The organism is Labilibaculum euxinicum (assembly GCF_009795715.1).
Lineage (GTDB): Bacteria > Bacteroidota > Bacteroidia > Bacteroidales > Marinifilaceae > Labilibaculum > Labilibaculum euxinus.
The window spans coordinates 18,416-35,215 of record NZ_WTCR01000003.1; the positions used below are offsets into that span (position 1 = coordinate 18,416).

6 protein-coding genes are annotated in these 16,800 nt (G+C 38.6%); all 6 read left to right on the forward strand.

The window, feature by feature from the left end; genetic code table 11:
• Positions 1-14 precede the first annotated feature (14 nt).
• Positions 15-4,565, forward strand: coding sequence for a hypothetical protein (locus GQR60_RS04190; protein WP_124991742.1), 4,551 nt, complete (start codon positions 15-17; stop codon positions 4,563-4,565).
• Positions 4,566-4,804: 239 nt separating this feature from the next.
• The gene (locus GQR60_RS04195) at positions 4,805-6,097 is read left to right on the forward strand and encodes an FISUMP domain-containing protein (protein WP_124991743.1); all 1,293 of its coding nucleotides are present in this window, start codon (positions 4,805-4,807) and stop codon (positions 6,095-6,097) included.
• A gap of 369 nt (positions 6,098-6,466) precedes the next feature.
• The gene (locus tag GQR60_RS04200) at positions 6,467-10,891 is read left to right on the forward strand and encodes a fibronectin type III domain-containing protein (RefSeq protein WP_124991744.1); all 4,425 of its coding nucleotides are present in this window, start codon (positions 6,467-6,469) and stop codon (positions 10,889-10,891) included.
• A 9-nt stretch (positions 10,892-10,900) separates the two neighbouring features.
• Positions 10,901-12,253 carry a hypothetical protein gene (locus GQR60_RS04205; RefSeq protein WP_124991745.1) on the forward strand — a complete coding sequence of 451 codons (1,353 nt, stop codon included), beginning with the start codon at positions 10,901-10,903 and terminating at the stop codon, positions 12,251-12,253.
• A gap of 605 nt (positions 12,254-12,858) precedes the next feature.
• Positions 12,859-14,604: an IPT/TIG domain-containing protein gene (locus GQR60_RS04210; RefSeq protein WP_124991746.1), complete on the forward strand. Its 1,746-nt coding sequence runs from the start codon at positions 12,859-12,861 to the stop codon at positions 14,602-14,604.
• A gap of 81 nt (positions 14,605-14,685) precedes the next feature.
• Positions 14,686-16,776: a fibronectin type III domain-containing protein gene (locus GQR60_RS04215; RefSeq protein ID WP_124991747.1), complete on the forward strand. Its 2,091-nt coding sequence runs from the start codon at positions 14,686-14,688 to the stop codon at positions 16,774-16,776.
• Positions 16,777-16,800: the final 24 nt, after the last annotated feature.

Below are 16,800 nucleotides of genomic sequence, written 5' to 3' on the forward strand. Positions count from 1 at the left end.
ACAAACAGCAGAAAATGAAGTTCGATTCAATAGGGAATAAATTAGTTCAAGATGGAATTTGCAGGGCAACGATGAGTCAATCGCTGCGAAATTTGATATTGCTGATTTTGCTTGTTTCTGTATTTAAAGTTGGATTTTCTGCAAATCATTTTGCTGTTGAAAATGATATTGATGAAATAAAACTCTTTCAAGAGGATTCTGTTCAATCGCAAGGAGCTTCGATGGCTGCATCTTTGGTTAATCCGAAGGATGTTAAGCGAATGGCGAAATTGATTGCTACCGCAAAAAAAATCAGAACCGAATCACGTAAGCTCCAGGACTTAATCAATTCGTCAAAATCATTCGATTTGCCGTTGGGTAAAGATCAGTCAATGGGAGTGGGAGGAGTTACAATATGCATTGATTCCGTCTTTCTAACTCCGAAAGGAGGCGAACTTTGTGCCTCTTCATTAATTGATGTTCCCGGTTTAGCAAAACAATTAGGATTTGCAGGGAACAGGATTGGCTTTAACCGTGGCGGATTTACCGGCGATGCACGTTTAATGCTGATTGGGAATCAGTCTTTTCCGCTTAACAAGAACATGACAATGGTATTTGTAGGGGAGAATAAAAAAACATATGTAGATTGGGATTGCAACGGATACAGGGGGATGGGTTTGCAGGGAAAGCTTGAGTTTAGCCGCGATGTACTATTGCCTGCCGATACAATAAATACTGCAAAGGTTTCTGCAGCTTTCGAAACCAGTATTACTACATTTTCTGATTTTGTTGTTGATGTGAGCTTGGATCCTTTTCAGGTGAAAGGTCTTACCGATTTTAAGTTTAAGGTTAGCAATGCTGTTTTCGATTTTAGTGATACCCGAAATTCTTCAGGGATGGTTTTCCCAAAAGGCTATCAATCTACCTCAATGCCTGAATTAAATAGTCCGCTTTGGCAGGGATTCTATTTAAAAGATTTAAATGTTGAGATTCCAAGTCAGTACCGCAAGAAAAATCAAGAGGAAAATATAAGTCTCTTTTTGCGAAGTGCTGTTATTGATGAAATGGGCTTTACAGGAGAATTCGGAGGAACCAATTTAATTCCTTTGGAAGAAGGGGACATGAGTGGCTGGGCATATTCGTTGGATACTCTGGGAGTGGGTTTAAAGTACAATAAGTTACAAAAGGCATGGTTCAATGGTGATATTTTAATACCAATTGCAGGTGATACAGATCATTTGGGCTATTATGGTTTAATTCAACCTGATGATAAATATTATGTGAAAGCAACAGTAAAGGAAGATATGGATTTTCCGCTGTTTAATGCTGATGTGAAATTAGCTCCCTCTTCGTATTTAGAGGTTGATGTTGAAGATCACCGCTTTCATCCTAAAGCGGTATTGCATGGTTCAATGGTGCCAAAGACGAAGCTTTTAAATATTGGAGACATTTCTTTTGAAGGACTAATGGTGACTACCAGGGAACCCTTTCTGGATGCAGATCGTTTTAGTTTAGGACGAGAGGATGCACCTAAAAAGTTAGGTTTCTTACCGATTCAACTCAACAGAATTACATTAACGAAACGAAAAACGAATGAATACGGTTTGGGTTTGGACATGACCGTTAATGTTAGCAGTAGTTTTAGTGGGATTGCAGAAGCTATTATTTTGGCCGAAAAAGATCCTGAACGAATAAAATTTAAGTATGCAGGATTGGATATCGGCAAGCTGGGTATTGAAGTAAATCAGGGCAGTTATCAATTAAAAGGTTTTGCACAATGGTACAAGAATGATCCTCTGTACGGATCCGGTTTTAAAGGAATGGTTGATGCCAAATTTACGCCCGGAATTGCTTTGCAGGCTTCAGCGCTTTTTGGCAGTGTTGAAGGATATCGATATTGGTATGCCGATGGTATGTTTACTTTGCCGAGTGGTGTTCCTGTATTTCCAGGTTTAAGTATTTACTCTTTTGGAGGTGGTGTTTACAATAGGATGTCGCATAGCGGAACAGCTTTAGGTGCAGGCAGTATTGGGGCAACTCCCAGCGGAATTGTTTATGTGCCAAACAAAAAGGCCGGGCTTGGTTTAAAAGCGAGAGCCGATCTGGCTTCACCAGATAAAGCGGCAGTAACAGTTGAAACAATTTTCGAGATGTCGTTCAATAGCAATGGAGGATTGAATTACATTTCATTTGAAGGAAACGGGAAATTTTTATCTCCCTTAAATATTCCGGGTGCTGATGCTATGCAGGCAAGTTGTATGAAGTTGTCTAAAAGTCTGGACAAAGGATTAAATAATTTGGTAGATGCAGTTAATATTCCGGGATTAAAGGGACAATCGGATGTTCAAACGCAAATGTTTGGCTCTGAAAGTGAAATTGCCGGAAAATCTGTGGTGGCGGCAAAAGCAAAAGTCAGCTACGATTTTCCCAATAAAAGTTTGCACGGAACATTCGATTTGTTCATGAATGTGCCGGGAGGAGTTATTCAGGGGGTAGGATCGAATGGAAGAGCAGGCTGGGCCGAATTGCATGTCGATCCTAAAGATTGGTACTTCTACATGGGAACACCCGAAGACCGGGTAGGCATCAAACTCATGCGCATACTAAAAACAGGCAGCTACTTTATGGTGGGAACAAAAATACTGGGCAGTCCGCCTCCTCCGGATGAAGTTGCAGATATTCTGGGTGCAGATGACTTGGATTACATGAGAGATTTTAATGCATTGGGAACAGGGAAAGGCTTTGCTTTTGGCTCCAATGTCAGTATCAGTACCGGAAATCTGAATTTCCTTATTTTCTACGGCTATTTTAATGCCGGTGCCGGTTTCGATATCATGTTAAAGAATTATGGTAACGAAGTGCGGTGCAAGGGGAGTGGTAAATCGCCGGGTATTGATGGCTGGTATGCAAACGGACAGGCTTACGCTTATCTCGACGGAGAAATTGGCATTCAGGTGAGAGTATTTCACAAACGAAAAAGAATACACATTCTGCACATAGGTGCTGCCGCATTACTTCAGGCGCAATTACCAAATCCATTATGGATGAAAGGCATTGTTGGTGGTCGTTATAGTGTTTTGGGTGGTTTGGTAAAAGGCCGTTGCAAATTCGAAGTGGAAATTGGCAATAAATGCGAACTGGTAGGAGGAAGTGTATTGGACGAACTGGAAGTGATTTCGGATGTTACGCCTCAAAACGGAAGAGCTGAAGTAGATGTTTTTACCGCTTTTCAAACTGTTTTTAATCTGGAAATTGAAAAACCGTTCGAAATGGTTGACTTGGATGAGATTGAAAAAACTTTCCGTGTTAAACTGGATGAGATGAGTTTAACGGCTGATGGAAAATCAATAGAAGGAGAAATAGAGTGGAATGAAAATAAGGATGTGGCTATTTTTAACTCCTTAGATATACTGCCTCCAGAATCGAAAATTGATTACAAGGTAAAGGTGAGTTTTGAAGAGAAAATTGGTGGCGTATGGAAAAAAATGAAAGGTCAGACTCAGGAAGAGAAGGGCAGTTTTACTACCGGAGTGGCTCCTGATTATATTCCGGCACGTAATATTGCCTACTCTTACCCGGTATCGAACCAATTCAATTTCTTTAAAGACGAATACAAGTTGGGTTACATTAAGCTCAGAAAGGGACAACCCTATTTATTTAAGCCGGACGATAAATGGGATCAGAAAATGAGAATGACCCGAAAAGATGGAAGTGCACTGCTGGGCGATATTTCTTATGCCGACCGTACCGTTAATTTTGAAATACCAAAGGGATTGATTACCAACTCTGTTTACAAACAGGAACTGGTAAACATTCCAAAATTTAGTGCCGGTAAAATGGATGCTAATGTTGTAATTAAGGAAAGCGGGAACGAGGATGCGACTGTAAATAATAAAAAAGCCAAGGAGGGGTCAAGTATTACTACTGTAGAAGAAAAGCAGGTGTACGAAAACTTCTTTAGAAGCAGCAACTACAATACTTTTAAAGAGAAATACAAGAAAATACAATTCGGACGAAGTTGGGAATGGCCTGTGTATATAGGTGTTTATCAGGCAAACGTAATGTTTAATTCTCCTGAAGTGTTTGGTAAGAACGAATTGAAGGGGGGAGACGATTACAAACCATTAATACAGTTCGAAGCTCAACAAAACAACCCTTGGTTTAAAAATGGTTTGAATCCATTGATGTATGGCGAATATCCTTTGGCCGGAAAATACAGCTTAGAGTGGAGAAAAGCCAGTGTTTTGGGAACGCCTCCGGTTTTTGCCGTGGGAATCTCACAGGACATAACGAATCCTTTAATTACGGAAACAAATTATACGGGAGAAGATCCGCAGGTGCGAACACAATATTTTAATCTGAATTACAATATTGCTGCCGTAGCTTACGGCGATTTCAAAGATTTTAGAGACAAGGTAGCTAAAGTATCATTAACGCCTCAGAAAGAGAATTTGAGTAATTTATTAAATAAGCATTTCCCATTTCAAACGGGAGGAAAATACGAAGTAATCATTCGTTATGTATTGCCTGGAATCAATAAGGAAACTTATTCGAACAAATTGGTTGTGCCTTATTTAATGGACTAGAGGAGTTATGAATTAGGAGTTATGAGTTGGGTTTGTTTGAGTAAAGCCCCGCTCCCGCACGATTGCATCGTGTGGTAAGCAATAGCTGTTACCCCAAAGCCCTAAAGGGGCTTAAGGGCAACAGTTTGGGAAAATCCCCTTTAGGGAATTGGAACGAAGTGGAAATCGACGAAGTCCATTTAGGGGTAGATAATTGGAAAGTGCAAAAAAGAGAGTAAAGAAATTTTAAGCAATAAAATATGAAAAGAAAACGAAATTATTTAATTATTGGACTCTTAATAAGTTTAATAGGCTTGATACAGTCTTGCGATAAGAAAGAGGACACAATTCCTTCTGTAGCAACAGAAGCAGTGACGGATGCAGATGAAGATTCAGCATATTTTCATGCAACATTAGAATCAGATGGAGGACATGGGATACTTGAGTATGGATTTTGTTACGGAAAAATAACAACTCCAACTTTATCTGATAGTATCACAAAAGCAGAAATGCGAAGTAGTGGCGATGCTTTTAGTGGACGTGAGTATCGGTTAGAGGATGGAGTAAAATACTACGTTCGTGCTTATGCAAAAAATGAGGTAGGCTTAGCATATGGAAATCAAGTTGAGTTTACAACTATCGCTTCAAAACTGCCAAAATTAGTGGCAGAATTATTGAGTTTTGACTCCAGAACAGCCACTTGTAAAGTGAATGTTACTTATGATGGAGGTTTTGATATTTCAGAACATGGTATTGTAATTGGTGAAAATTATTCGCCGCATTTATCATCGAATATCATAAAAGAAGTTTTAGGAAAGGGGAAAGGTGAGTTTTCGATTACTATAAAAGGTTTAAAATGGGAAAAAACATACCATTTAAAAGCTTATGCAACCAATGAGAATGGAACAACTTATTCTGAAGAAATTATATTCGAAACTCCAACTATTTACGGTTCGTTTGTTGATGAGCGAGATGGTAATGTGTATCGCACGTTAAAAATTGGGTCTCAAACCTGGATGGTGGATAATTTAAAGTATTTACCACAAGTTTACCCAATAGAAGAAGGTAACCCACTTCAGGCATATGCTTATGTTAGAGCTTATGATGGAACTAATGTAGAAGAAGCCAAAGAAAAAAAATATTACAAAGATGGATTTGTCTATTATAATTTGGTTGCAGCTCAATTGTCTTGCCCTGAAGGTTGGCATTTACCCACCGATGAAGAATGGATTGATTTGGAATTAGCAATGGGAATGGATGATAAGGAATCTCAAAATATTGGAAAAAGAGAAAGCTTAACTCATGTGGATATTGAACAAGGGATATATAATATGGGCTTCGATATGTTTTTTTATTATGGAAATAGATATGAAAATGGTGATGGAGAAGGACTATTGTGGCCTGTAGGTGCTTCATATTGGACTAATACAGAGTTTGAGTCTGGAAAGTACTTGTATAGATATTTTGGACTTAATGGTGATGAAAAGAGGTTAGAAAGAAGATCTCTTTACAAGAGTGCTGGCTTTTGCGTTCGCTGTGTAAAAGATGAATAAATGACCCCCGCTCCCGCACGATTGCATCGTGTGGTAAGTAATGGCTGACCCTCGCTCCCGCACGATTGTATCGTGTGGTAAGTAATAGCTGTTACCCCAAACCCCTAAAGGGGCTTATTGGTTCGGTTTTGGAAGAAGGAGAGTCCAAAAAGGAATATTTTGTATTGGATTGTCATGTTGAGCGATCCCGATGGCTATCGGGACGAAACATCTGTTTTTCAAAGTGAAAGATTCTTCGTCCCGATTCATCGGGATCAGAATGACAATAGAACGATACTTTTTGGACACTCTTTAGGGGTAGAGAAAATGAGGTGGAGCGGAGAAGGAAAAAGGAATAAAAAAAAATGATCAGAAATTATTGATTGAACTATGAATAAACAAATACCACGGAACATTGTTTCCATTCTTTTACTATTTATTGTTCTGTTGTTTTCAGCAGGTACAAGTAATGCGCAGCATTATCCGGTACAGTGCAATGTTCAGCTTATTCCACCCTATTCGGTACATTTGGCCGATTATTATCAGGGGAGCAATCAAAAACTATTGGTCAATCTCACGCTAAAAGATTTAAATCACGCCGATCTTTCGGTACGATTACGCATCAGCATCGAAGGACAGGGCATTAAACTGATTACCAAAGACGATTTTATTCCCAAAGCTCCCGTTCTGCTTCAGGCAGGTACACCCGAGCTGTTGTACGGCGATCGTTTGGAAGAGTATTTGGCGCCCGAGCACATGAATTTTTCGGGAATCACCCAAAAGCAGTTCCTGAAAACCGGACGCCTGCCCGAAGGCGTTTACAAGTTTACGGTAGAAGTATTTGAAGCCCGCCGACAGGAAAAAGTATCGAACACGGCCACCAGCATGGCTTGGATGCTCTTAAACGAACCACCGGTAATTACTGCACCAGCCAATAACAAACTGCTGAAGGCTACCGATCCGGCCTCCATCTTTTTCAATTGGCTGCCACGGCACATGAACTCACAAAATGCCTTGGCAGATGTAGAGTACGAATTTACAATGGTGGAAATCTGGCCTGTAAATCAGTCGGCCGAAGAGGCAATTCGTTCCAAAGAGCCATTGCTGAAAACCGTTTTTCGCAACACATCTTTTGTTTACGATGCACAATACCCCATGCTGGTGCCCGGACGCCAATATGCCTGCCGTGTTCGAGCCTTTAGCAGCCAGCAAAAAGAGATGTTTAAAAACGAAGGCTATTCGCCCGTAGTAAGCTTCGTGTTTGGCGAAGAATGCAAGCCACCCTTGATGGTTGATGTAGATCCGGCCTTAGGAGGATCAGCGCAGCTGAGTATTGTACCCCAAAGCAATCACAGCTCGTTTACCGTGCAAATTCGCGATGTTGCAGGCGACAAGTGGTACTCCCAGCAGTCGAATCAGCCCGATTTTGAGCTGAAGCAACTAAAACCGGGCGCTACCTATCAGTACAAAGTGCAGGCACAATGCGAAACCCTCGAAAGTGAGTTTACCCCAATCAGTCAGTTTAGCCTTTCGAAAGAGCAGGCCGAGGTGGAGTGCGGACAAAGTGCAGCTATTCCTGAAATTGACGGCAGTCCGGCATTGAATCAGCTTACTGCGGGAGATGTAATTAATGCCGGTGGTTTTAAGGTAACAGTAAAACAGGCAAGTGGCAGCAGAGGTACATTTACCGGAAGCGGTGTGGTGCGCATTGGCATGTTGGGCAATATTGAACTGCGAACCATTTTCGATAATATTAAGGTAAATGAAAGCTACCAGCTAACCGCCGGAGAAATACGTGTGGTTGGCTCGGATATTTACGCTCTGGGCAGCGACATACGCGACCAGGCCGACGATTTTTTCAACAACGATATTTGGGACAGTGTTGATGATGCCATTGCAGATGCCGAAAGTATTGTGGATGAAATCAGCAATCTGCAAACAGACATGGGCGACAACAGCCTGAATAATGAATTGGAAAAAGCCAAAAGAACCATCGAGAAAGGGCGCGATCAGTTGGCTGTAGGGAATAAAGAAGGAGCTCAGTTAGTAAAAGAGGGAGCCGATAAGGTGGCACAAATTCTCGATCAGGTAAACAGCGGCGATTTTCAAATTACCGCCAACGGCATTTTCTTTTTTGCCCACAGCAGCCAAAGCTATGGTTTCGACAGCCACGATGAAGGCTTAACAGAAGAAGAGAAAAAAGCCTATCTGCCTTATTACGAAAGCCTGCAGTTGGGCGATACCACCAAACAGTATTACCTAAAAGCATGGAAAAGCATTGGCAGCAACGGCAACGATGTGGTGAACGTAAAAATGCAGCTAAGCAATGGCATGAAGGCCGATACCGTTCATTTTATGAATGCAATGGGAGCCGAAATTACTCCGCAAAAACAGGGCGATGCTTTCAGCTTGAACCTGCGTGGCAGCTTTCACGAAGATGTGCAGCAAATTACGGCCTACTACAATGTAAAAGACGACAGCACCAAAAACACGAAGAAGGTACTCTTAGGCGCACTGAACGTAATCAGCTACGATCAAATAGAAAAGAATTTGGTTCTGGTGTCGGTTAATGGAAATAGTACAAGCATACCACGGGCACAGCTCGAAACCTACTTGAACGATACTTACAGCCCCGCCAATGTGCGATGGACGGTGAGCCGGCATGCGGGTGTACAGGTTGAGTACAGCGACGACATGAGTCAGGGATTGGATGATGGCGAATCGAAAATGCTGAGCAATTACACCAAGGAAATGAACAAGGTGATTAAGGCTTTGAAACGCTCCGGTGATTACGACAAACACAAAACTTACGTGTTTTTGGTTGATAAAGCACAAACTGCAAACAAAGCGGGTTTTATGCCTAAAAAGAGGCCTTGGGGTTTTGTGTTTACCAATATTCATTACAACAACAGCAAGGCATTGTGCCGAACCATTGCCCACGAGGTAGCTCACGGCGAATTCCGCCTAAGTCACCCTTTTCAGGATTTTCCTTCCATTCCCGAAAACTCTACCCAAAACCTAATGGACTATGCCGACGGACAACAACTGCGCAAATACCAGTGGGACGACATTCACAACCTAAGGGATGTGGAGCTGTGGGGGCAGGAAGAAGAGGGGAATGCGAGTATGTCCGAATGTACTGTTGCGAAGCTGAAGGAATATTTCACTCTTACACAAAGTGAAAGTATGACTATGTTAGAATCTAGAAAAGAAATTTACAATAGTGTCTATACAAATTTTGATGATTTGATGGAGAAGTTGGAAGTAAATGCCAAGGCAGAGAAAAAAGAGGAGGTTGAGAATATAGAAGGGTGGTCTTTAAGAGGATCTACTTTAGATGAGAATGCAAAAGGTTTTTTGTATGAGCGTATTTTAAAGAAATTAGAAGAAAGTGAGAACGATAAAGAAGTTGAATTTAATCTTACCGAAAGAGGAATCTATTTGGGGAAAGCTAAAATAGGGGAGGAAAATTATAATCTTGCAATTTATTGTGATAAAGAGAAGTCTGTAATAAAGAAAGCACAATTGAAGGATTATTGTGAATTAATCGATAATGAGGAGCTTAATAAGCAAATTAAAGTTACTGAAATTGGAGATTATTTACTTCTAGCCTTTTTCAAGGATGAAAAAGTTGAAATGGTAGTTCAATTTATGAGCGACGATGATGATGAATTTAAAAAGTTATTGACTGCATTTAAGGTTTTGAAGGGAGAGGAGAAGTTTGATGGAAATCAGGTTAAAGGTATTATGGAATTATATCATAATGATAACTTAATTACACAAGATAGCTCTCTTTACTTATATATTTCTGAAATGCCTGAAATGCCAAAAAATATTAAAATAAAGAATGTTGGTAAGATAAATGCAAAGTTTGATGTTAATGTTAAATATTTGATAAAATATAAATATTCGAATGATGTTTATGAGTTTTTAGATGAAAAGAAAATTGCATCATTTAAAAATGTTAGCCCTCAAGAAGAAGTGCATTTAAAGTTTGATGAATTTATTGGAGGGACGGTTGAAATAACTTGTGTTTGTGAGAATGATATTGAAAAACGAACTTTTCATATAAGAGGTAAAAACCCAACGAAATCTCAAATTAAATCATATTTGAATAATAAAGGATATAGTAATTACTGGTTTCTTAATAAAATAATTCAACATGAGTCTTTAAGTATGCAATTTGATCATTACAAGGTAGAGAGTTTATCATTGGCTCCTATTGATGAAAAAGCAGTTTATGTTAGTCCATTTAAAAATGGTAAAGGACAAAAAGGCTTACCCTTATATGGAGGACCAAAAGGATTTGGATTGAAGCAATTGGATAATTGGCGATCAAATGGAGTGGATAAAGTATGTTCAGCAGAACAAAGGTGGAATTGGAAAGCTAATGTTGATGGGGGGCTTGATGTTGTTGGTACAAAAGTTAAAAGTGTAATAAATAATTTGCAAGATGAATTATTACTAATAAAAGAATGGTTGGGAAAATATCCTGAAAGCTATGCGGTTTTAGATGATATTGTTTTTGGTAAGATTACATTTACCAATAGTAAAAGTCCAATTTTTCCTAATTTGAATGTGATAAATACTAATGCCCCTTCGGGGAAATATTCATTTTTAGATGCAATACTAATAGGGAAATTTAATGGTGGTGTAACTTTATTTAAATTGAACGAAGGTAAAGAGGACCCCAACCCATTGGATGAGGAGAAACCTATTTTACATCCTCCACATTGGGAAGTCGTTGAAACTTACAAAAGAAAAGAAGTGGTAATTTCTAATACAAGTTATATCAATGAAGTGTGCAATAATTAATAAACAGATATGAAATTAAAATTAATTCTATTAAATCTTGGCTTGTTTTTTTGCATTAACCTAAATGCGCAAAAAAGAACACTTTATTGTTTGCAGGGGCAATATGATGGAACTGAACGGGCTATGAGTGAGTTTCTTTATTTTAATGATAAATATCCAAAAATGGATGCAGATCAGCAGATAAAATATGGAGTTCGTTTATCTAAAATTGATAATGAGAAGTTAATAGTTGTTGATACTTTGGTTAAGACAGGATTCATGACACCATATCCGTTGGATAGTGTTAAGAACCGAACAAAAATGATAAGGATTTATCAGGAACAAAAATTATTTAGAATAATGTATGATCAATTCGATTCCGATACAACTTATTTTATTGAAGGGGTTTTTAAAAATAAATTGGGTTTAAGACAATTTAACACTCCGAACAATATCGGTTTAAGAAGTCTAAATCTAGTAAAAGAGGGTAAGTCATATTTTTTTTATAGGACATATGATAATGATAATAGGATGCATTGTTATAATGTTGATGTAGAAGAGCAAAAAGAATATAAAACGACATCTAATGATTATAATTTTTATAGGTCAGAAGGCTACAACGGATTAGGTTTAGACGATACTTATAGTAGAATTAATTCTAATTATACAGAAAAAATTGAGTTAAGAAGAGAATTAGTTAATGGGGATACATTAATTGTAACTAGTACAGGAAAAGCTCCTTTTGACTTACCGCATTATGAGCAGATAATTCAATTGGATTCTACAAAGCGAAACTTAAGCTCAAAGTATGGTAGGATGTTATATATGATTTGTACCAATGAAATGATAGTAATGCCCTATAAAGGAAAGTTTATTGGAGATAAATTTGAACGATTACATTTTTTGTATAACAAAGAAAAAGAAGAATGGAAGTCTGTTGGATTACCAACCGTTTTTCAAACTCTTAGAGCACATGGGAAATGGTTGGCAGGTCATGAGGTGTTTTGGGTTTCAGCAGGGCAAGAGGAGCGAATTAATAATGGTGTTGAAATACCAGGTAAAAAATACAGAAGAAAAGATACGACAATGTGGGGCATGAATGCCGATACTCGGTTTTCTATTCAAGAAATATTTCCAACAGGGAAACTTTTTATTTATAATATCGACACAGAGCAATATTTTGAGTGGGATGCAAAACAGAATAATGAAAATCAAGCAGATAGTGAGATTCTTTTGATAGAAGACAATAAAATCTATTACAGAGTTAATGATGCTATTTATGTTAGAGATATTATTTCTGGGAAACAACTTGGTGAAAGAGCCTTATTAGTACAAGAGCAAACAATTCCTTATGTACATTGGTTGTTTTTTGTCTATGAGTAATGTGAATTCCCCGCTAGTTCCCCGCTAGTGCGCGATTGTATCGCGTTCTAAGTCATACAGGTGATCTTTCCTCTGCTGCCCAAAGCCCTCCGTGTGGTTTGTGAAGGATATGTAGTAGGTAATGCAATTAGGTATTAATGAATAATTGTTTAGTGTAAATTTTGATATGAGTCGTAATTATAAATTTTATCCCTAATTACCCCAAACCCCTAAAGGGGCTTATTGGTGCGGTTTGGGAAAGTCCCCTTCAGGGGATTTAGGGGTATAAGATGAGGAACAAGAAATAGGAAATAAGAAAGCAACCCCCGCTCCCGCACGATTGTATCGTGTGGTTTGTGAAGGATTTTAGAAGGTGAGATTGTATTGTGTGTTTTGTGAAAGACATGGGTAGGTAATGCAATTAAGTAGTAAAGATTAACTGTTTAGAGTAAATTTTGATATGAGTCGTAATAATAAATTTTATCCCTATTACCCCAAACCCCTAAAGGGGCTTACTGGTGCGGTTTGGAAAGTCTCCTTCATAGTTTCCGAAAGCTTTCTAGATAGGTGTAAATGAGAAAAAGGAATAATTGAAAATAAAAATCAAATAATAAAACAATACATAAATGAAAAACTTAAAACGCTGTTATTTTATACTATTAATTGCTCTTGTAGTTTGCAGTTGCCAAAAAGATGAGCCTATGGTTCCTCCGGTTATAAGAGCCACGGCGGCATCAGATATAACCAATACAACGGCAGTTATTAATGCCGAAATTACAGAGGCAGGTTCCGAGCCTATTCTTAAATATGGGTTTGTTTGGGCAGAAGGATACGACGATATTTCAACTCTAGACGATGGCACAATACAATACTTGGAGGGAAGCCCAAATGAAGGAGTTATTTCTTTTGAATTGAAAAATTTAGAGCAAGGGAAAAAGTATTCTTACAATGCTTTTATTCAGACCGAAACAGATATTTACATGAATAAGTATGATATGGGATTTAGTATGGCTCAACCGGAAATTACAGATATCAACCCAAAAGAAGGTTCCGGAGGAACTAAGGTGACTATAACTGGTAAATACTTTACAACTGACAAGGAAGCTATTTCCCTAGAGTTGGGTTCAGATGAGGCCGAAATATTGGAAGCCTCCGAAACCGAAATTACGTTTATTGCACCAGATGGTTATGCGGGAGATAAAGATATTGAGCTTTATTTAGTTGTAAATGGAGCGACAAGTCAAAGTGAAATCACATTTAAATATTTGAGATATTTTACACTAAATGAGGAGTATATCAGATCAGACCAATCAATAGGAGTTTTTGTTAGTGGATATTTGCCTATGAATTCGGAAACAAATAGAGCGGATATAAATTTCAAGATTAATGGGAAACTATGCGAGGTTATTTCTGAGTGGCCAGGTGATAAGGGGTATACGGTAACTGTACAAACTCCAAAAGATCTTCAGCCTGGAGTAGCTGATTTGGAAGTGACAAGTGGCAGCGGGTATAAATATTATAATAAGAATAATACGCTTACAGTATTGCCACCTGATACCTGGCTTAAGAAAAACAATTTGCCAGAGAAACAAATGGGGGACGGCTTTGGTTTTACCAAAGGATATTTTGCTTATGTTTTAAGTAATCAAAAACTTTATCAATACAGTCCAACCAACGATAGCTGGAGCCTTTACAAAGAGATTTTATCGCTGCAAAATAAAAAGGCTGATGCAATTGGTCTGATCGATGAGGAATTATTGATTCTGCAGGGAAAGACGCTGAAAAGTTTCAACTTTTATGGAGATTATTCTCAAGCAAGAGCAGAATTTCCCGGAGAAAAGCGTAGTGGTGCTATAAGCTTTGTTGTGAATAACAATTTCTATTACGGCTTGGGATACATCGGCGACGTATTTCAGAATGATCTTTGGAAATATGATTTAGATAAGGATGAATGGACTCGAGTTGCTGACTGCCCGTCAAGAAATCATTCTCTAACTTATAAAGAAGATGCATTTGTAAATGGAGATAAGGTGATTATTGAGCAATTCGAATATGACTATATAACAGATACCTACAAAGAAAGTGAGTCGTCATTTAATCCATTTGGTGTTTCATTATTGTTAGATAATAAGGCTTATAGCATTACGACAGATAATTATGTATATGTTTCGTCTGACAATACAAAAATAAAATACAGAAGTGTACTTGAAATTTCAAATTACAGTTTTGATAATGATATAAGAACCATAAATACATGTTGTCCAGGGTATTATAGCCCGCATTATTTTGCTTTTGTAATTAATGGGAAAATATATATAGGTGGAGATAATGACAATTTAGAGTTTTGGGAATTTACTCCTGCAGATTATTAAATGAAAAGAAAGTTTAGGGGAGTTGTAATTGTATACTCCCCTAAACCACATCCCATAAAATACCAAACAATTTAATAACTAATGAAACATCTTATAGCCCTATTTTTATTGAGCTTATGCATAAGCAATGCTTTTTCGCAGGAAAACGATGCTGAGTTTAAACGTGGTGTCGCAATTTTGGCTTCGCCCAAAAAAGATAAAGTGTTGTTGCGTTGGGCTCCTAACCATCATATTCTTTGGAAGCAGGCCAGTACAAACGGCTATACTTTGGAACGATTTGTTTTGTATCGCGATGGGAAACAATTGCCTCAGCCCGAATACAAATTGTTGCAGGAAGGATGTAAAGCAAATAATGAGCAATGGTGGGAAAATGCCATGCAGGATTCTCTTGCAGCCGATTACGATTGGCTTTGCGTAGCGGCTCAGGCTCTTTATGGCAAAGAGTTCGAAATGATTGATGAAAAGCAAAATCCAATGATGCAGATGGTTTATAAAACCAGAGAACAGGAGAACCGGTTTTCATTTGCCATGTTTGCTGCCGATCAATCGGCCAGAGTATCTGCGGCAATGGGCCTGAATTATACCGATACGGATATCAGGGAAAATGAAATGTATTTGTATCGGGTTTATCCTACCCATTTAACTGTTGAGGTGGATACGGGATATGTATATACGGGAGCAGCTGATTATCAACCCTTGCAAAAACCATTGGGACTGCATGCTAAGGCAGATGGAAAAAGAGCATTAATTGTATGGAATCAATTTCTATTATCAACGACTTACAATGCTTATATGGTGGAACGATCGGATGATGGAGGAAACTCTTTTCACTCATTAAGTGAATCGCCAATGGTTCTTTCCTATGGCGATGATGGAGATATTCCTATGGATATGATGAAGCCCGATTCCTTGCCTGAATTGTTGAAAGAATATCAATATCGAATTTATGGGCGTACTGCTTTTGGCGAAGCAGGTCCTTATTCCGATGTGGTTAGCGCAATGGGAAAGCCTCAGTATCAAATAGGATATGAAGATTTGGATCAGCAGATTAATGATAATGGAGAGGTGGAAATTCGATGGAAACTGGATTCTGTCGGAGATCAATATGTGAAGAATATGCAGGTGCTGAGAGCTGGCTCATCAACAGGAAATTTTAAGGATATTTCGGGTGAGTTGAATGGGAAAGCCCGGTCTTTTGTAGATATGGAACCATTAAGCACCAATTATTATAAAATTAAGGCAACCGGAGTAAACGACGACAGCTTCTATTCGGTGCCGTTGCTGGTGCAGCTTCAGGACAGTATTCCTCCGGTTGCCCCTGTAAACTTGCAGGGGCGAATCGATTCTACTGGTTTGGTACACCTAAGTTGGGATGCAGGCAAAGAAAAAGATATAAATGGTTACCGGGTTTTCCGATCCAATTTCATGATTGATGAATTTAGCCAGATCACCAAAGTACATACTCGCGATACATTTTTTGTAGACTCCATCGATTTGTACAATTTAACCCCTAAAATTTATTACAAGGTAGCGGCTGTCGATCAACGTTTTAATCAATCTGAATTGAGCGAGGCATTACTGCTGCAAAAACCTGATACCATTCCTCCAGTACCACCAATATTCTCGAATTACGAAATTACCGATGAGGGAATTAATCTTAGTTGGGTGCATAGCTTTAGCGTGGATACTAAATACGAGAAACTGATACGAAAATCAAAAGAAAGTGTAGTGTGTGCTACCATTGCTCGTTTTTCTAGTACCGATTCTATAAGTTCCTATCTGGATAAAAGTCCTAAAAAAGGAATTGCTTACCAGTATTGTATTCTTGCCGAAGATGCCGGTAAAAATCAATCTCCCGCCGAAAAGTGGCTGCAGGCAGAAATTGCCGATGACGGATTTCGTCCTGAATTAAAAGCAGTACAGGCAGAGGCAAAAATAAATGAGGGACATGTACTTCTTACATGGAAAGCAGCAGACAAAGATGTTGTGCAGGTAAATATATATAGAGCTGCAGAGGGAAAAGAATTAATATTCTATCGGTTCATTCAAAATAAATCGGAATTTAAAGATGTTGATGTAGAGTTAAATACCCACTATCAGTACCGACTGCAGGCTGTATACAAAGATGGAGGTAAATCTCCTTTTACCGAACTACTGCAAATTCATTACTAAACAATTATTTTCAGATACCAGATC